The sequence below is a fragment of the Vibrio sp. 10N.222.55.C7 genome (assembly GCF_041473335.1).
GTDB classification, from domain to species: Bacteria; Pseudomonadota; Gammaproteobacteria; order Enterobacterales; family Vibrionaceae; genus Vibrio; species Vibrio crassostreae_C.
Genome location: NZ_JBFRSC010000014.1, coordinates 46,819 through 63,932 on the forward strand (window position 1 = coordinate 46,819; position 17,114 = coordinate 63,932).

Sequence of the window (17,114 nt, forward strand, 5' to 3'; positions counted from 1 at the left end):
TATCATCAAAAAAATTGTTAGATACTCAGGAGAAGGAACCCCTGTTTATTTATGCTGACATTCTATTTTTCAGAGCTGATAAAATAAAACGCTAAAATATGTAGTTATCAATCAAAAAATTTGAAGGCTTATGTTCTCTAAATCCTCGTTAGAAATGCTTGATACCGTTGCTCGCTTGGGCAGCTTCACTGCGGCTGCAGAGCAATTGCACAAAGTACCATCGGCGATCAGCTATGGGGTTAGGCAGGTAGAGCAAGAGCTTGATGTTCTACTTTTCAGACGCTTACCAAGAAAAGTAGAGCTGACGCCTGCTGGGGAGCTGTTTATTGAAGAGGCTCGTCAACTGCTGAGACAGATGGAAGAACTCAGTGCGCAAACTCGCCGAGCTGCGCGTGGTTGGAAGAAAACCTTACGTCTAACCCTTGATAACGTGGTTAAGCTCGATAAGATGAAACCGATGATTGAAGAGTTTTACCAAACCTTTGAGTTTGCAGAGCTTCAGATCAACATGGAGGTGTTTAACGGATCTTGGGAAGCCATTGCACAGGGCAGAGCGGATATTGTGATTGGTGCAACCTCGGCGATTCCGGTTGGTGGAGACTTTGAGGTCAAAGATATGGGGCGCTTAGATTGGGCGTTTGTGATGTCGCCGAGTCATCCGTGTGTGCGAGAGCAAAACCTCAATGAAGAGTTTGTTAGCCAGTATCCCGCGATATGTTTGGACGATACCTCTAGCGTGCTCCCTAAGCGACACACTGGCCACTACTCAAATCAAAGACGCCTGTTGTTACCCAACTGGTATAGCGCGATTGAATGCCTTAAAAATGGAGTAGGGGTGGGTTATATGCCAAGACACATTGCTGCACCTATTATCGAGCAAGGCTTGCTGGTGGAGAAAATACTGCCTGAACCGAGCCCGCAGAGTCATTGTTGTTTAGTGTGGCGAAAAGACGATAACCATAAACTGATCGAATGGATGGTCAATTATTTAGGATCGAGTGAACAACTTCATCAAGATTGGCTGGATCATCGCAAGGCGATCTAATGATCTCTTTATAAGAAGATCCTTTTCAAGCTCGAGCTGAATCAGTACCAATAAAAAGAGCGAGTAAATACTCGCTCTTTTTGATTCGGTCGTTAACTCTTAAGACAAGAAGAACTTGTAGGAAGGGTTATCGGTTTCATCTTTACACTGATAGCCAAGTTCTCGTAGATGTGTTGAGAACTGAGCTAAATCATCATCATCCAGTTCGAATCCACACAATACACGGCCGTAATCAGCGCCGTGGTTACGGTAGTTGAACAGGCTGATATTCCAATGGGTACCTAAGGTATCAAGGAACTTAATCAATGCTCCTGGGTATTCAGGAAACTCGAAGCTGTATAGGCGCTCTTTCAATGGTTTTGATGGTTTGCCACCAATCATGTAACGAATGTGCAGTTTTGCCATCTCATCATCAGAGAGATCGACAACCGGGTAGCCGCCCTCACGTAAGTCATTGATGATGTGTTCGAGTTCTTCTTGACCACCTTGTAGGCGTACACCAACGAAGATATTCGCTAGGCTTTCGTCGTTGTGGCGGTAGTTAAACTCAGTTACCGCTCGACCACCAATAATATTACAGAACTCTAGGAATGCTCCTTGTCGCTCTGGAATCGTAACCGCAAGTAGACCTTCTCGCTTCTCACCTAGTTCACAACGTTCAGACACATAGCGCAGACCATGGAAGTTGGTATTAGCACCAGAAAGTACAGTTGCCAGTTGTTTGCCTTGCAGTTGGTTCTGCTCTGCAAACTTCTTTAAACCAGCCAGAGCAAGCGCACCAGAAGGCTCGGCAATCGCACGAGTGTCTTCAAAGATGTCTTTGACCGCAGAGCAGATCTCATCGCTAGACACGGCAATGTGACCATCGATGTACTGCTGACACAGACGGAATGTCTCTTCACCAATGCGCTTAACCGCAACGCCATCAGCAAACATGCTGACCTGATCCAGTACCACAGGTTCACCGGCATCGAGGGCCGCTTTTAAGCAAGACGAATCTTCTGGTTCTACTGCAATGACTTTAATCTCTGGCATCAGCTGTTTTACTAGCACAGCAACACCCGCAGCTAAGCCACCACCACCAACCGGCACAAAGATATAATCCATGTGACCGTTTTGCTGCAGCATTTCCATACCCATCGTGCCTTGTCCTGCAATCACCAGTGGGTGATCGAAAGGAGGCACAAAGGTAAAGCCATGTTCAGCAGAAAGACGCTCGGCTTCTGCCTTGGCTTCATCAAAGTTGCTGCCGTGCAGAACCACGTTACCGCCAAAGCCTCGTACCGCATCAACCTTGATGTCTGGCGTGGTTTTTGGCATCACAATCGTAGTCTGAATGCCCAGCTTAGAGCCAGACAGAGCCATACCTTGAGCATGATTACCCGCCGATGCAGCAATCACACCTGCGGCTTTTTGCTGCTCAGAAAGGCTTGATACCATGTTGTAGGCACCACGTAGCTTGAACGAGTGGACCGGCTGACGGTCTTCTCGTTTAAGCTGAACCTGATTACCAATGCGCGCGCTTAGACGCGGCATATCCTGTAGAGGTGTTACGATTGCCGCTTCGTAAACCGGCGCTCTCAGGATCTGACGCAGGTAATCTGCGCCACTTTGTTTTTTGGGACTGGAGGTGCCGTCACTCATAGTTAGCCCTCAAGTTTAGACTTATCACGTACTGCGCCTTTGTCGGCACTGGTCGCCATGCTTGCGTAAGCTTTCAGTGCGAAAGACACTTCACGCTGACGGTTTTCTGGTTTCCAGCCTAGTGCGTCTTGCTTAACACGACGCGCTTCTAGTTCAGTTTCAGGCACATCAAGTGTGATCGAACGGCTAGGGATGTCGATAGTGATGATATCGCCAGTGTTTACTAGACCAATCACACCGCCACTTGCTGCTTCTGGAGAAGCGTGACCGATAGACAGACCCGATGTACCACCCGAGAAACGACCATCTGTTAATAGAGCACAAGACTTGCCTAGACCCATTGATTTTAGGTAAGTGGTTGGGTAAAGCATTTCTTGCATGCCCGGACCACCTTTAGGACCTTCGTAACGAATAACAACCACTTCGCCCGCTTTCACTTTGCCACCTAAGATGCCATCAACAGCACTATCTTGGCTTTCAAATACGATAGCTGGGCCTTGGAATTTCAGGTTTTCTTCATCAACGCCTGCTGTCTTAACGATACAGCCATCAACCGCGATGTTGCCCGAAAGAACCGCCAGGCCGCCTTCTTGGCTGAATGCGTTCTCTTTAGTACGGATACAACCTTCTTTACGGTCGTCATCAAGACGATCCCAACGGCAATCTTGTGAGAAGGCTTTGGTGGTACGAATACCTGCTGGGCCCGCGCGGAAGAACTTAAGTACCGCTTCGTCTTCTGTCTGCATGATGTCGTATTGAGCTAGCTGCTCTTGCATGCTTAGGCCAAGTACAGTGCGAGTTTGGTTGTTCAGTAGGCCTGCGCGGTCTAGTTCACCTAGGATAGCCATAACACCACCAGCGCGGTGAACGTCTTCCATGTGGTATTTAGGTGTTGAAGGCGCAACCTTACATAGGTGTGGAACGCGGCGAGACATCTCGTCGATATCACCCATATCAAAGTCGACTTCACCTTCTTGAGCTGCTGCCAATAGGTGAAGAACGGTGTTACTCGAGCCACCCATTGCGATATCTAGAGCCATTGCATTTTCAAAGGCTGCGCGGTTCGCGATGTTACGAGGCAGTGCTGATGCGTCATCTTGCTCGTAGTAACGCTTAGTCAGGTCAACGATACGCTTACCAGCATTGATGAATAGCTCTTCACGGTCAGCGTGCGTTGCTAGCATAGAACCGTTACCAGGCTGAGATAGGCCTAGCGCTTCAGTTAGACTGTTCATTGAGTTAGCCGTGAACATACCTGAACAAGAACCACATGTCGGACACGCAGAACGTTCTACTTGCTCACTTTGCTCATCAGAAATCGTTGGATCGGCACCTTGAATCATTGCATCAACAAGGTCTAACTTGATGATTTGATCGGAAAGCTTGGTTTTACCTGCTTCCATTGGGCCGCCTGATACAAAGATCACTGGGATGTTAAGGCGCATTGCAGCCATCATCATTCCCGGAGTGATTTTGTCACAGTTAGAGATACATACCATCGCATCCGCACAGTGAGCATTCACCATGTACTCTACTGAGTCTGCGATAAGCTCACGTGATGGCAGTGAGTACAGCATGCCACCGTGACCCATTGCGATACCATCATCAACTGCGATGGTGTTGAATTCTTTAGCGATACCGCCCGCTTTCTCGATTTCACCCGCAACCAGTTGACCCATATCTTTAAGGTGAACGTGGCCTGGTACGAATTGAGTGAAAGAGTTTACAACTGCGATGATTGGCTTACCGAAGTCATCATCTTTAACGCCAGTTGCACGCCATAAAGCGCGCGCACCAGCCATGTTGCGTCCGTGGGTAGTCGTTGCTGAACGATAGATTGGCATTGCTTAAATCCTTATAAAATATTTGGCTGTTGCTTACTTAGTTGTTTGCGTTTGGTTTTCTGAAGTTTGGTCTGCTGGGTAAACGTAGTCTAACCAGCCCCACTTATCTTCAGTGGTTCCATTGAATAGACCAAAGTAAGCCGCTTGAACTTTTTCAGTGATAGGACCACGTTTGCCTTCACCTACTGTAATTTTGTCTACGCTGCGAACCGGAACGATTTCCGCCGCTGTGCCTGTCATGAATACTTCATCAGCAAGGTATAGCGCTTCACGAGCAATGTTCTCTTCACGGATCTCATAACCCATGTCTTTTGCTAGTGTCATGATCGAATCACGCGTGATACCCGGCAGAATCGCACTGGTCGCTGGTGGTGTGGATAGCACGCCGTTACGTACCACAAAGATGTTCTCACCAGCCCCTTCAGAAAGGTAACCATCAACACTCAGTGCGATGCCTTCATCGTAACCATGACGGCGAGCTTCGCCACCAACTAATAGTGAAGATAGGTAGTTACCACCGGCTTTTGCTGCGGTTGGGATCGTGTTTGGAGCGGCACGGTTCCAGCTAGAAATCATTGCATCAACGCCGTTTTCTAGTGCTTCTTCGCCTAGGTAAGCCCCCCAAGGGAAAGCAGCGATGATCAGTTCCATCTCAGTATTTTCTGGCGGGCAGACACCCAAACCAACGTTACCTACGAAACCTAGAGGGCGGATGTACGCTGACTCTAGCTTATTTTGGCGTAGCGTTTCGCGAGTCGCTTCCATAATTTCTTCCTCAGTGTAAGGAATAGGGAAGCGATAGATTTTTGCTGAGTCTTTTAGGCGCTTAGCATGTTCAGGGTGACGGAAGATAACCGGCCCTTTTGGTGTGTTGTAACAACGAACACCTTCAAATACGGAAGTACCGTAGTGCATTGCGTGAGTCAGGACGTGAACGTTCGCCTCTGCCCAAGGAACCATCTCACCGTTAAACCAAATATAGTCTGCCGTTTTAGCTGTCATGTTTGTGGTTCCTTATGCGTTTATCTTTTGTTGTAAGTTGTTGTTTGGCAATTCATTACGACTGATAGAGATAACGTCAACGGTACGCACATCCCACAGCTTTTCGATTTGATTGACTAAGAAAGAGATCGGACGGTCACTGTCTACAATGATCTCAACACTCGCCACTTTGCTTTCGTGGTTTTGAGTGCCCGCTACTTGCTTAACAATAAAGCCACGGTGGCGGATAACACGAAGAACACGCTCTAGTAGTACAGGCTTATCATCGGCTTTGATGTCTAATAGGTATCTTTTCATGTTATGTGTTCTCCAACATCTCACTGTTTGAAGCACCTGGCGGTACTAGTGGCCATACGTTCTCTTCTTCATCGATAAGAACATGAAGTAGGTAGGCGGTTTTGCTCTCTAGCATCTCTTTTAGTGCTGGCTCTACTTCTTCTTTACGCGTGATGGTTTTACCCGGGATATCGAACGCTTTCGCTAGCATTACGAAGTCTGGGTTGTCATCTAGGATAGTTTCACTATGGCGGCCATCGAAGAACAACGATTGCCATTGGCGAACCATACCCAAGCGAGAGTTGTTAAGAAGTACCATCTTCACTGGGATTTGGCGGCGTTTCAGCGTGCCAAGCTCTTGCACGTTCATCATGAACGAGCCATCACCAGAGATAAGAATAGATTGGTCATCAGGACGCCCAACCGAAGCACCCATTGCAGCTGGCAAGCCAAAGCCCATGGTGCCTAAACCGGCAGAGGTAATGAAGTTCTGTGGATCGCGAGGCTGAATGTGCTGAGCTGCCCACATTTGGTGTTGGCCCACATCAGTCGATACGATAGAGCTTGCTGGCATCATGTCTGACAGTTGCTTCAACAGCAGTGGAGCAAAAATCAGATCACCAGGGTGGTCGTAACGCCATTTGAATGAGCTACGAAGACCTTCAGAGTGATGAACCCAAGAGGAGATGTCTTGGCTTAGCTCTAGTTGAGGCATGATCTTGTTGATGTCACCGCGAATTGGCGCATTGGCAAGACGCAGTTTGCTGAACTCAGCGGCATCGATATCGATATGGATAACCTTAGCATGCGGCGCAAAGGTATCGAGTTTGCCAGTTACTCGGTCATCAAAACGAGCACCGACAACAATCAACAGGTCACTCTCTTGAACCACAAGGTTAGCGGCTTTAGTGCCGTGCATACCCAGCATGCCAAGGTAGTGTGGGTCGTCACGTTCGATAGTGCCCAAGCCTTTCAGTGTGCTTACTGCTGGCATTGGGTTTAGGCGTAAAAACTCACGAACCGCATCGGTTGCTTTAGCAAGTTGAACACCACCACCTACGTATAAAACAGGACGGGTCGCTTGAGACAAAAAGTACTGTGCCTGTTCAATGGCATCAGTTGTCGCAACAGGAATTGCGGGTGGAGTAAATTCAGGAAGAGCGTTAACAGGTGCTTCTGCTAGTTGAACGTCTTTAGCGATATCGACGATAACCGGGCCAGGGCGGCCAGACTTTGCTACCACAAACGCTTCAGCGAGGGTTGGAGCTAGCTCTTCAATATCAGTTACTAGGTAGCTGTGTTTAGTACATGACAGAGACATACCAATCACATCCATTTCTTGGAATGCATCGGTACCAATGTGGGAACTTGCAACCTGACCTGTGATAGCAACCAATGGGATTGAATCCATAAAGGCATCAGCAAGGCCAGTGACTAGGTTGGTTGCACCTGGTCCCGAGGTTGCCATACAAACAGCGACATCTTGTGTTGCTCTAGCCATGCCGATCGCGGCCATAGCGGCGCCTTGCTCATGGCGACATAGGATATGTTCAACTCCGCCGTCATAGAGTGCATCGTAGATTGGCATGATGGCACCACCGGGGTAACCAAATACGGTCTCAATTCCTTGTTGCTTGAGTGCGGATACGACTAGTTCTGCGCCTTTCATCGGAATTCTCCCGTATTACCTTTATTTTGGTAACTGTTTCCTTTGTCTCTGCACATCTTGTGCTCCCATTCTTCCTGTAAATCGGCAAAGCCGAAAATGCTCAAAAATATAAAAATCGAATGTTTAAATTAGAAAAAACCCCCGGACTTGTCAGTGCGGGGGTTTTTTCTAATTCGTGGTTACTTTCTTCCCACTCGCCCCCGCGCAGTCTTAATAATGACTACGATAATCAGGTTAATCAGTGCGTAAATGCGAGCGTTAAAAATCATAATATTCGAGTTTTCTCGTTTATTGTCTTCAGTAAATGTCTACATCTCTAGTGTTATCACACAAATCTGCCGCATGACAAGGGAAATGTCATTCTTTTTTCACATTAAAATACCATTCCACCAAGCTATATAACAACCTTATCGCTTTGGTGAGCAACGAATATCCAGAGCGAATACTTTTAAATCAAAGACAAAGGAAAGTTATGGGACTCGCGATAATTCATAGCCGAGCTAGTGTGGGTGTAGAGGCGCCAGAAGTGACCGTTGAGGTGCATATAAGCAACGGAATGCCTGGCTTCACGCTGGTGGGTCTACCTGAAACAACGGTCAAGGAATCTAAAGACCGAGTGAGAAGCGCGATCATCAATTCTCGCTTTGAGTTTCCATCGAAAAGAATCACGGTCAATCTCGCCCCAGCCGATTTGCCCAAAGAAGGTGGCCGTTTTGACCTGCCCATCGCGCTTGGGATTTTGGTGGCGTCAGATCAGCTTCCGACATCAAAAATAGCTCAACATGAATTTATCGGTGAGTTGGCATTGTCAGGAGAACTTCGCTCGGTAAAGGGCGTTTTGCCTGCGACGTTAGCCGCCGACAGTGTAGAGCGATGCTTAGTTGTCCCACATCATAACGGTGATCAGGCTGCGCTGGTGGGCAAGGGAGCGCATAAATCAGCACAAACCTTGTTGGAGGTTTGTGCTGACATGTGTGGACAGGCTCAGCTTGGGCTATATAGAACGGAACATCATCAGGCTGATGTTTCAGTGCTTCGCGACCTACAAGATATTATCGGCCAACAACAAGGAAAGCGAGCTCTAGAGATAGCCGCTGCTGGGAATCATAACTTATTGTTTCTTGGCCCACCCGGAACCGGAAAAACTATGCTCGCTTCTCGACTGCGTGACCTATTACCTGAAATGAGTGATGACGAAGCGATGGAAACCGCGTCGGTGGCCTCGTTAACGCAACAAGAAATCAATCAATACAACTGGAAGCAACGACCTTTTCGCTCTCCTCACCATTCCAGTTCAATGGCGGCATTAGTGGGTGGTGGTTCGGTGCCTCGCCCCGGAGAGATCTCTTTAGCGCATAACGGCTTATTGTTCTTAGATGAGATGCCGGAGTTTGAGCGCAAGGTGCTTGATTCATTACGAGAGCCACTAGAGTCGGGCGAGATCATTATCTCCCGTGCTGCGGGCAAGACTCGTTTTCCTGCGCGTTTTCAATTGGTCGGTGCACTTAACCCAAGTCCAACGGGTTATTACGAAGGTAACCAGGCGCGCGCCAACCCACAGATCATCCTGCGTTACCTCAATCGCTTATCTGGGCCCTTGCTGGATAGGTTCGATATGTCATTGGAGATACCTCTGTTGCCAAAAGGAATGTTGGCCGAAGGCGGTGATCGCGGTGAAACCACTCAAGTAGTTAAGCAAAGGGTTAGGCAGGCGCGAGAGTTAATGCTATCTCGCAACCATAAATCGAATGCACTGTTAGGTAGCCGAGAAATTGAGAAGTATTGCCCACTGCGACGCGAAGATGCAGAGTTTCTTGAGACAGCACTACATCGCTTGGGTTTATCGATTCGTGCTTATCATCGAATTATTAAGGTGGCACGAACCATTGCCGACCTTGACGGTAACGAGCAGATCGAAAAGAAACATCTATCAGAAGCGCTAGGCTATCGCGCGATGGATCGCTTGCTGAAACAACTCACGGCTCAAGCTGTCTAGCAAGCAGAAAAAGCCTGCTTAGATGCAGGCTTTCGTTGGATTGCAGTTCATACTCGCTAAGGTTAGAACTTGTAGTTCAAGCCAACTGAAACGATATATTGAGACTCGTCGTAGAAGGTAATGTTCGAGTCGCTGGTGCCGTAGCCTGCCAGTGAAATAAACGACCAGTTTTCCCAATCCATGAATTGATCATACTCATAGGCGGCGAATAGGTTGATATTGTCGTCGCTGCGTTTCTTGTCGTAGATCGGGTTGCTCGCATCGTAAGAGCGTTGGTTGTAACCCGCTGTTAGTGCGTACTGGTGACGCCCCATGCCACCAAACAAGCTTACCTCACCACCGAATTGGTCGTAAGATTCAGCTTTACCATCAGCATCACGTGTTTGATAGATGACGGATGGAATAAGCATCATGGTACGACTAAGTGGCAGGCGATATTGACCTTTCAAGTAGAGAGTATTGGCATCTCGTTTGAGCTCTTGATCTTGAATATCATCCTTGTCGACATCTTTGGTCGCATAGGCCATGTCTAGCGAGAAAGCTGAGCCCGCAATGTTGCTTAGCTTCAAACGAAACGCATTGCCAGTTTCATCGGTCTTGGTGCGAGCTGATGTGGTGTTGTATGGATCAGCCCAAGTTTCACCAGACATAATGGTTGGCAGCAGTGAAGCGTCGATCACCATGCCTGACTCAAGTTGGTATTTGTAACCGACTTCGAGAACTACAGTACCTGTTGCTACATCATCTCGCGCGGTACCTGTGTATACCTGATGGTTTAGCTTTTCACCAAAGGTATAAGCAACACTACCTAAAGGAGCAACCAGAAAAGAGCTTTCCGAAGAAGCCTTCTGATCTGTGGATGAAAGATTGCTATCAGCATCGGTATTAAAGTTCGAGGTGGAAGAGGTAACCCCGGTATTGAGAGAGATTTCACCACTGAAACCTTGTTGGTCTGCAAGCTTGGCAAAAGCGGGAGAAGCCGCAACGCTCAATGCCAAGAGAGTTATTTTTATTTTCATTCAAGGGCTCCTTGCCCACAGGTTCTTAGGACGGGTTATTAATAGCAGTAAAGCTTTAAACTTCCAGGTTAATTATTTATCAATAATGATTTTTGAACTAGCAAAAAAAAAGGAAGCCGAAGCTTCCTTTCATCAATGGCTTACTTCTTTAATAAGAAGTTCACGAGCTCGAAGTACTCATCAAGAGAGTTGATACCTTGAGCTTCTACTAGGTAGCGGTTGTTAACCACAACAGCGGGTACACCTGAAAGGCCGCTGTCTTTGAATGCTTTGTCGAAGCGACGAACCATAGAATCTACAGCAAAGCCGTTATACGCAGCATCGAATTTCTTCGCATCAACGCCTTCGTCTAGGAAGATTTGACGCAGTTCTTCTTCATCACGTGGTGGCTTGTTCATTGTGTGGATGCGGTTAAACATCACTGGCACCATTTTATCTTCAACTTTCAGTGCAATCATTGTCGCGTAAGCTTTGCTCATTGGCAGACCCATGTTGCCACCCATGAATGAAACATGGTTCTTCTGTAGCTTAGCGTCTTTAGGTAGCTGTTGTTTTAGCTGCTGGATGATTGGCTCAAAGCTATTACAGTGTGGGCAGTAAAAAGAGAAGAACTCTGTCACCATTGGTTTTTTTGATGCTTCTAGGTCGAGAACTTTGTAGTGTTCACCTTCGTTAAATTTCGCAGCGTGAGCGGTAAGGCTCAACATGATCAATGAGAAAAATGCGAATAGCTTTTTCATTTATCCAATCTCCATTATGTTTGAATTTTTATCTAGTTGTATGTTGCGATTGCTGTTACCACTGAGGCATTAACGAAAGTGGTGGCTCTTGCAGGGTAGCAATTTGCTCTTTACAAGCAAGTACTTGTTGCTCCCAATATTTCGGATCATTAAACCACGGGAAGGCCAGAGGAAACGCAGGATCGTGCCATCGTTTCGCCAACCATGCCATGTAATGCACCATACGTAGACCGCGTAGTGGTTCGATTAGTTTCAGTTGTGCGGTATTAAAATCGCAAAACTCTTGGTAACTCTCTAGCAAAATATCCAGTTGCATCAGCTTATCTTGGCGCTCGCCATTGAGCAGCATCCACAGATCTTGTATCGCAGGGCCGTTACGTGCGTCATCAAGATCGACGAACATTGGCCCATCGCGCCACAAAATATTGCCAGGGTGGCAGTCACCGTGCAGGCGGATATTCTCAATGTTGCTCGGCCACTGGCTCTCTAGCTCTTTGATCAGAAGGTCAACGTCATTGAAGAAGGCATTTTCTAGGTGCGTCGGGATAAACTGAGAGTTCTCTAGAATCTTACGTGGCTGATAAAGGTATTCATCTAAGCTGATGGTCGGGCGATGCTGGAATGTTCTTCCCGCGCTGGCTTTATGAATACGACCAAGAAAGCGTCCTACGCCTTCCAATTGATCTAGATTGTCAACTTCATACTGTCTGCCGCCAACACTTTCAAATAGTGCAAATAGGTAGCCTTGGTATTCATGTAAGGTTGCACCGTTGATTCGCATTGGAGGAGCAACAGGCATCTCTTGCTCGATAAGCTCGAGTGCGAAGTCATGCTCTTCTTGGATCTGTGCCTTGTTCCAGCGTTGCGGACGATAAAACTTAACGACGTAGCGCTTACGGTCTTCATCGGTGAATTGATACACCCGGTTTTCGTAGCTGTTGAGAGCGAGAAGCCCGGATTCAGCACGAACTCCGATGCTCTCCAGTGCGTACCACATGAAGTCAGGAGTCAGGTTATCAAAGTTAAAGGCTTGCATCGTCATAGAATAAAAAAGGCTCATTACTGAGCCTTTTTCCATTTATTGGGTTGTTATACCAAGCACTACGGTGCGGGTATCAGAGCTTCTTGATAAAGCGGCTTTCGACTTCCATCGTAAACTCTTCATTATCCGAGAGTATAAACTGAATTGTCGAAACTGGTGAGCTCAGTTTTTCTGGGTCGGCGCCCAAACTGATAGGTAGGTTCAAAACCTCGCCTGGATTGACAGTAATCGTCTGTTTACCATACCAGATAGAATCGGGCAGTCCGCTAACATCGAGTTTGTACTCTTGCTCTTGTTGAGTCTTGTTGATCACTTTCAAGGTGTAGGTGTTTTCAACCAACCCTTGGTTATTGACTCTAAACAGTTGGTTTCGGTCACGCAGAACACTTAGGCCGGCAGGATCAACGCTCGCGATTTGGGCGAAGAACAAGCCCAGCATCACGATCAAGATAGCGCCATAGCCCAACAGCTTGGGACGCATTACCTTGGTCGAGTGACCTTCAAGTCTGTGCTCGGTGGTGTAATTGATCAGGCCTTTCTCATAGCCCATACGCTCCATCGTGTTGTCACAGGCATCAATACACGCGCCGCAGTTAATACACTCGTATTGCAGGCCGTCACGGATATCGATACCCGTAGGGCACACTTGTACACACAGATTACAGTCAATACAGTCGCCTAGACCAAGCTCTTTTGGATCGGCTTTACGAGAGCGAGGGCCACGGCTTTCACCACGTTCTGTGTTGTAACCAACGATGAAGGTGTCTTTATCGAACATTGCCGACTGGAAACGCGCGTAAGGACACATGTGCAGACAAACAATTGAACGCATCCAACCCGCATTGGCATAAGTACATCCAGCAAAGAACAGTACCCAAAACACCGGCCAGAAAGACGAGTTAAAGGTAAAGAAGCCAACCACTAACTCTTTGATTGGGATGAAGTAACCAACAAAGGTTAAGCCCGTCGCAATGGCAATCGCCCACCACGCAATGTGTTTGAGGGTTTTTCTGAGGATTAAATTGCTCGTCAGTTTGCCCGAGTCTTGCTTTCTTCGCTTATTGGCAGCGCCTTCTAGCTTCTCTTCGAACCAGATATACATGAAGGTCCAGACGGTTTGTGGGCATAAATAGCCACACCAGACACGGCCTAAGAAGGTGGTTATGAAAAACAGGCCAAACGCGGCAATCATAAATAGGATCGCGAGTAGGGTCAGATCTTGCGGGTATAAGGTGGTGCCAAAGAAGTTGAACTGTTGGCTGCCGATATCGAGCAAGATCGCTTGACGTTCACCAAAGGGAATCCATGGGATAAGCGCAAAAAGTAAAAGTAAGAACCAACCGCCATAGCGACGCAGTTGTTGGAATTTACCTTTGCTTTCTCGAACATAGATTCGGTTACTTGGGTTAAATCGATCTCCATTACCTTTATGTGTTTTCGGGTTAAAGGTTTTAGGAGTCACATCTTTGATATCGATTTTATCCTGACTCATGGACTATCCTTTTTGTGGCTTGTTTGCCCGGTTAAGTCGGGCATGACGACATTACTTGAAAGTATGGTTTAGAGAACCTGTTGAAATTGAGCTTGGTGCATTTGTTGTTATCGCACTCACTCTTATTATTTTAGAAGATTCTTATGGATGGCGATTATAGCGACAATCTTGTTCTCATTTCTTTAACGCTATCAACCTTTAACAACAAAAGTCATAACAGTTGTGACGAAAAAATAGCGAACAGAAACAAAAAAGCGACCTGGTGGTCGCTTTTTAAAATTGAGTGTTTTATCTATACGGCAATTGAGCTCTAAACTAACGGGCGACTAAAGAAGGCCACGTGCTTTTAGAATTGCGGTTTTGAAATCATCTTCTTGGTCTTTTTTCAGGCCCGGGATCATCTCATCTTTTTCGCTGTTGCGCATTTTTAGGTGATAGATAAGAACATCGTCAGTCAGTTCTTCAAGCTTGCCTTGGTAGCCCGCTTCTTTTGATAGCTTAATGATGAACTCTAATAGGTTAAGCTCTTGATCTTTCTGCCACTCAGGCTCCATCAGTTCAAGCAGTTCTTCAATGCGGTGACACTTCATACTTTATTTCTCCACAAATTTTATAATGATTTGTGGCTAAGGTATCAAATCGGGTAGGGAATACCAATGTGTAAACACATTTCAAGATGGGAGCGGGCAAGAAAAAAGCGCAGTAAAAACTGCGCTTTTTGTTAAGCGGCTTTAATCACTTTCGTTGTAGTCGGTGCTAATAAAGCAGTCTTCTCAACTAGAGTCATTGTAGGAGCCAATTTCTTAGCCATTGGAGCAGCAACAAAGCCACTACGACGACGCATCGCACTACGGTTGGTGTGCGAGAACCTGACAGCTGTTGGGCGCATTAATTTACCTAACGGTCAGGCATATCCATTGCCAATCTAATGGCCTGATTTACCATGAGCTCCACCTCAATTGCTTGAAGCGTCACTCGTCTGGCTTTCGCCAATCCGAAGAATAAATCAGGATAATGATATGCATGCATATCAAGGCTTAGATTATCACTATCTAAGTTATCGATCGACGCCTGAGTGATAAATAGACGATATTAGAGCTAAAATAGTGTGAGCAGTATATTTGAGTTTGAACCTCTTTCAGGCTTAAGATGATGCTTTAAAGGAGGTGCATATGTCGTTCTTAAAGAAAACGTTAGCAAGTTTTGGAATTGGATCTGCCAAGGTGGATTCTGTATTGCAACAGGAAGTGCTTTATCCAGGCAAGAAGGCGAGCATTATTGTGCATGTCTATGGTGGCGCTCAGCCACAAGAGATCGACAATATCGATCTCAACTTGTGCTGTCGTTACGTCAAAGAAATTACTATGAATTCGCAAAGGCAAGAGGGCGGTCAAACACGTCGAATGCACCAGACATACTCGTTGGCCAAATGGAGCCTGCCGTATGCCTTTGTTATTCAGCCGGGTGAAACCCGTGATTTTGAATGTGAGTTTGATGTCCCGCTGAACACACCTGTCACGATTGGTGATTCAAAGGTGTGGCTAGAAACCGGGCTCGATATTGCGATGGCGATTGATCCATCGGATAAAGACATCTTAACGGTGCGCCCTGACGCACTCCTCGATGGTATTTTTAACGAGCTTGAAGCTCAAGGGCTGCGTATTCGCCAAGTGGAGTGTGAAGCGGTAGAAGGCTTTGAACTGCCATTTGTACAAGAGTTCGAGTTTGTTCCGACGACGGGTCCTTATCATGGCCGTTGGCGTGAGCTTGAGGTTGTAGCTCATCGTGATGAAACTGAGCTTAAGTTGTGGTTTGAGATAGACCGTAATCGCGATGGTGCAAAAGGCATGTTGGCGAGCTTGTTAGGCATTGGCCAACTGCAGCGTCAATTGAGTGTGCCATTGGATACGTCACCACAAGATGCGGGCAAGATGGTACTTGAGTATCTAGACAACGCATCTTAGTTAGCTCTTTGGTTCTGTAGCTTTAGAGACCTTAGCTTCATCACACCGTTTAGGCGTTATTAATGTCATAAAAGATGTCATAAAAATTTAAGCTTACACGTGTAAGCTTAATGTGCAATACTAGGCAAATCGAACATTTACTCTAGTAGGATAATCATGTCTGCATCATCGGCGAGCGAATACAGTGACATCGAAGAACGCGCCAATGCGATAACCCATGGCTTGGGTGTTGTGCTTGGCGTGGTTGGTTTAGTCCTGCTGCTGATTCGTGCGTTTGACCATCAAGCCGACATACTGACTATTGCGAGTATGGCGGTATATGGCAGCAGTATTATCCTACTCTTTCTCGCTTCCACGCTTTATCACTCGATCACCACAGAAAAGACCAAGCGATTACTGAAAACTCTCGATCACTGTGCGATCTACTTATTGATCGCGGGCAGTTACACGCCATTTTTATTGGTGAGTTTAAGAACACCATTGGCGATGGGTTTGATGGCAGTGATTTGGGGTATCGCGCTAGTCGGAATCATTATGAAGATTGCCTTCGTCTACCGATTTAAGCGTTTGTCATTGGTGACTTACTTGGCGATGGGTTGGTTATCGCTGATTGTGGTTTATCAACTGGCGATGAATATCGAGATGGGTGGTTTGGTGCTACTAGCACTCGGTGGCGTGATTTACTCGTTGGGTGTGATTTTCTATGTGGCAAAACGCATCCCTTACAATCATGCCATCTGGCATTTGTTTGTGTTGGCGGGCTGCGCTTGCCATTTCTTCGCTATTTATTTGTACGTGACTCCGGTTTAGCGAGCCAGTACCTCAGTAATCTCAGCTTTAATCTGATATTCAGGGTGTTGTTCTAGGTCGAGCTTGATGAGCTTGCCTTCTTCACCCGTCTTTGGTCGTAGGTATGTGTCGGCCATTCGTTTGATTGATTTCCACACAGCAACTTCTTCTTCTGCCAACAACTCACCTTCTGCAGTAAATACGCTGATGTTAAGTGATACCAAAATGACCGCTTGAGTGCCTTGGTTAGTGATGGCTGTCGGAATGATAAGCTCACCATCTTCATAGCGACTTGCACCCAGTACAACATCCACTCCTGACTGAGACAGCTGTAAGCTTGGCTTTTTACTATTAACCACAATCGTAGTGCCATGCGTGTTCGTTGCGACAGGTACGGCTACGACAGGCACTGCAGTCTCTGATGTTGTCGTTGCTGCTTCCGTTTGCTTTGGTGCCACGTATTGCCAAGTAAAATCATCTTTCAGCAGTATCTGTTTTCCATCTTGAAGAGTTACCATTTGGTCGGCGAAGGCTGAACTGCTTAGCAGTGCGCTTGCGATAAGTAGGTATGGTTTCATCTCTGTTTCCTTAA

The 17,114-nt window shown here is 46.8% G+C and carries 16 protein-coding genes; 4 read left to right on the forward strand and 12 right to left on the reverse strand.

Features of this window, described 5'->3' with window-relative positions; all coding sequences use genetic code 11:
• Window positions 1-130: 130 nt before the first annotated feature.
• Window positions 131-1,045: a DNA-binding transcriptional activator PunR gene (gene punR / locus AB4482_RS04540; protein ID WP_372128553.1), complete on the forward strand. Its 915-nt coding sequence runs from the start codon at window positions 131-133 to the stop codon at window positions 1,043-1,045.
• 99 nt (window positions 1,046-1,144) lie between these two features.
• Here punR and ilvA read toward each other — a convergent pair whose 3' ends face one another.
• Genes ilvA through ilvG form a run of 5 tightly spaced genes read right to left on the reverse strand, consistent with a single transcriptional unit; the run spans window position 1,145 to window position 7,480 of the window.
• Window positions 1,145-2,689 (reverse strand): threonine ammonia-lyase, biosynthetic, encoded by a 1,545-nt coding sequence (gene ilvA / locus AB4482_RS04545; RefSeq protein WP_372180590.1) that lies wholly within the window; start codon window positions 2,687-2,689, stop codon window positions 1,145-1,147.
• A gap of 2 nt (window positions 2,690-2,691) precedes the next feature.
• Window positions 2,692-4,533: a dihydroxy-acid dehydratase gene (ilvD, locus tag AB4482_RS04550; protein ID WP_372180592.1), complete on the reverse strand. Its 1,842-nt coding sequence runs from the start codon at window positions 4,531-4,533 to the stop codon at window positions 2,692-2,694.
• 33 nt (window positions 4,534-4,566) lie between these two features.
• Entirely contained in the window at window positions 4,567-5,535 is a 969-nt protein-coding gene (locus AB4482_RS04555; RefSeq protein ID WP_017071777.1) for a branched-chain amino acid transaminase, read from the reverse strand.
• A 12-nt stretch (window positions 5,536-5,547) separates the two neighbouring features.
• Window positions 5,548-5,832 (reverse strand): acetolactate synthase 2 small subunit, encoded by a 285-nt coding sequence (ilvM, locus tag AB4482_RS04560; protein WP_017055442.1) that lies wholly within the window; start codon window positions 5,830-5,832, stop codon window positions 5,548-5,550.
• 1 nt (window position 5,833) lies between these two features.
• Window positions 5,834-7,480 carry an acetolactate synthase 2 catalytic subunit gene (ilvG, locus tag AB4482_RS04565; RefSeq protein ID WP_017058784.1) on the reverse strand — a complete coding sequence of 549 codons (1,647 nt, stop codon included), beginning with the start codon at window positions 7,478-7,480 and terminating at the stop codon, window positions 5,834-5,836.
• A 472-nt stretch (window positions 7,481-7,952) separates the two neighbouring features.
• On the opposite strand from ilvG, the gene AB4482_RS04570 reads away from it, so the two are divergent.
• The gene (locus AB4482_RS04570; RefSeq protein ID WP_017058783.1) at window positions 7,953-9,476 is read left to right on the forward strand and encodes a YifB family Mg chelatase-like AAA ATPase; all 1,524 of its coding nucleotides are present in this window, start codon (window positions 7,953-7,955) and stop codon (window positions 9,474-9,476) included.
• 62 nt (window positions 9,477-9,538) lie between these two features.
• On the opposite strand, the gene AB4482_RS04575 is transcribed toward AB4482_RS04570, so the two are convergent.
• From AB4482_RS04575 to AB4482_RS04600, 6 genes are all read right to left on the reverse strand, one after another.
• Window positions 9,539-10,495: a DUF2860 domain-containing protein gene (locus AB4482_RS04575; protein WP_017069572.1), complete on the reverse strand. Its 957-nt coding sequence runs from the start codon at window positions 10,493-10,495 to the stop codon at window positions 9,539-9,541.
• Window positions 10,496-10,635: 140 nt separating this feature from the next.
• Window positions 10,636-11,235 carry a thiol:disulfide interchange protein DsbA/DsbL gene (locus AB4482_RS04580; protein WP_017063015.1) on the reverse strand — a complete coding sequence of 200 codons (600 nt, stop codon included), beginning with the start codon at window positions 11,233-11,235 and terminating at the stop codon, window positions 10,636-10,638.
• A gap of 55 nt (window positions 11,236-11,290) precedes the next feature.
• Window positions 11,291-12,277, reverse strand: a complete 987-nt coding sequence (locus tag AB4482_RS04585) for a serine/threonine protein kinase (protein ID WP_017058781.1) — start codon at window positions 12,275-12,277, stop codon at window positions 11,291-11,293.
• A gap of 73 nt (window positions 12,278-12,350) precedes the next feature.
• Window positions 12,351-13,769, reverse strand: coding sequence for a cytochrome c oxidase accessory protein CcoG (ccoG, locus tag AB4482_RS04590; RefSeq protein WP_017069573.1), 1,419 nt, complete (start codon window positions 13,767-13,769; stop codon window positions 12,351-12,353).
• A 326-nt stretch (window positions 13,770-14,095) separates the two neighbouring features.
• Complete coding sequence (locus tag AB4482_RS04595; protein WP_009848104.1) at window positions 14,096-14,359, reverse strand: YihD family protein; 264 nt, start codon at window positions 14,357-14,359, stop codon at window positions 14,096-14,098.
• Between the two features lie 131 nt (window positions 14,360-14,490).
• Window positions 14,491-14,658 (reverse strand): hypothetical protein, encoded by a 168-nt coding sequence (locus tag AB4482_RS04600; protein WP_170222445.1) that lies wholly within the window; start codon window positions 14,656-14,658, stop codon window positions 14,491-14,493.
• Between the two features lie 283 nt (window positions 14,659-14,941).
• On the opposite strand from AB4482_RS04600, the gene AB4482_RS04605 reads away from it, so the two are divergent.
• Window positions 14,942-15,733 (forward strand): sporulation protein, encoded by a 792-nt coding sequence (locus tag AB4482_RS04605; RefSeq protein ID WP_017058778.1) that lies wholly within the window; start codon window positions 14,942-14,944, stop codon window positions 15,731-15,733.
• Between the two features lie 156 nt (window positions 15,734-15,889).
• Window positions 15,890-16,543, forward strand: coding sequence for a hemolysin III family protein (locus tag AB4482_RS04610; RefSeq protein WP_017058777.1), 654 nt, complete (start codon window positions 15,890-15,892; stop codon window positions 16,541-16,543).
• On the opposite strand, the gene AB4482_RS04615 is transcribed toward AB4482_RS04610, so the two are convergent.
• Window positions 16,540-17,100, reverse strand: coding sequence for a DUF3157 family protein (locus AB4482_RS04615; RefSeq protein ID WP_372180594.1), 561 nt, complete (start codon window positions 17,098-17,100; stop codon window positions 16,540-16,542). The two genes, AB4482_RS04610 and AB4482_RS04615, sit on opposite strands and share 4 nt — an antisense overlap.
• Window positions 17,101-17,114: the final 14 nt, after the last annotated feature.

Bases quoted from the DNA above. Each gene is read 5' to 3' on its own strand.
- AB4482_RS04555 (WP_017071777.1), bottom strand. From the start codon at position 5,535: ATGACAGCTAAAACGGCAGACTATATTTGGTTTAACGGTGAGATGGTT.
- AB4482_RS04575 (WP_017069572.1), bottom strand. From the start codon at position 10,495: ATGAAAATAAAAATAACTCTCTTGGCATTGAGCGTTGCGGCTTCTCCC.
- AB4482_RS04595 (WP_009848104.1), bottom strand. From the start codon at position 14,359: ATGAAGTGTCACCGCATTGAAGAACTGCTTGAACTGATGGAGCCTGAG.
- AB4482_RS04615 (WP_372180594.1), bottom strand. From the start codon at position 17,100: ATGAAACCATACCTACTTATCGCAAGCGCACTGCTAAGCAGTTCAGCC.
- ilvA (WP_372180590.1), bottom strand. From the start codon at position 2,689: ATGAGTGACGGCACCTCCAGTCCCAAAAAACAAAGTGGCGCAGATTAC.
- ilvG (WP_017058784.1), bottom strand. From the start codon at position 7,480: ATGAAAGGCGCAGAACTAGTCGTATCCGCACTCAAGCAACAAGGAATT.
- AB4482_RS04585 (WP_017058781.1), bottom strand. From the start codon at position 12,277: ATGACGATGCAAGCCTTTAACTTTGATAACCTGACTCCTGACTTCATG.
- AB4482_RS04580 (WP_017063015.1), bottom strand. From the start codon at position 11,235: ATGAAAAAGCTATTCGCATTTTTCTCATTGATCATGTTGAGCCTTACC.
- AB4482_RS04610 (WP_017058777.1), top strand. From the start codon at position 15,890: ATGTCTGCATCATCGGCGAGCGAATACAGTGACATCGAAGAACGCGCC.
- AB4482_RS04605 (WP_017058778.1), top strand. From the start codon at position 14,942: ATGTCGTTCTTAAAGAAAACGTTAGCAAGTTTTGGAATTGGATCTGCC.
- ccoG (WP_017069573.1), bottom strand. From the start codon at position 13,769: ATGAGTCAGGATAAAATCGATATCAAAGATGTGACTCCTAAAACCTTT.
- ilvM (WP_017055442.1), bottom strand. From the start codon at position 5,832: ATGAAAAGATACCTATTAGACATCAAAGCCGATGATAAGCCTGTACTA.
- ilvD (WP_372180592.1), bottom strand. From the start codon at position 4,533: ATGCCAATCTATCGTTCAGCAACGACTACCCACGGACGCAACATGGCT.
- AB4482_RS04600 (WP_170222445.1), bottom strand. From the start codon at position 14,658: ATGCGCCCAACAGCTGTCAGGTTCTCGCACACCAACCGTAGTGCGATG.
- punR (WP_372128553.1), top strand. From the start codon at position 131: ATGTTCTCTAAATCCTCGTTAGAAATGCTTGATACCGTTGCTCGCTTG.
- AB4482_RS04570 (WP_017058783.1), top strand. From the start codon at position 7,953: ATGGGACTCGCGATAATTCATAGCCGAGCTAGTGTGGGTGTAGAGGCG.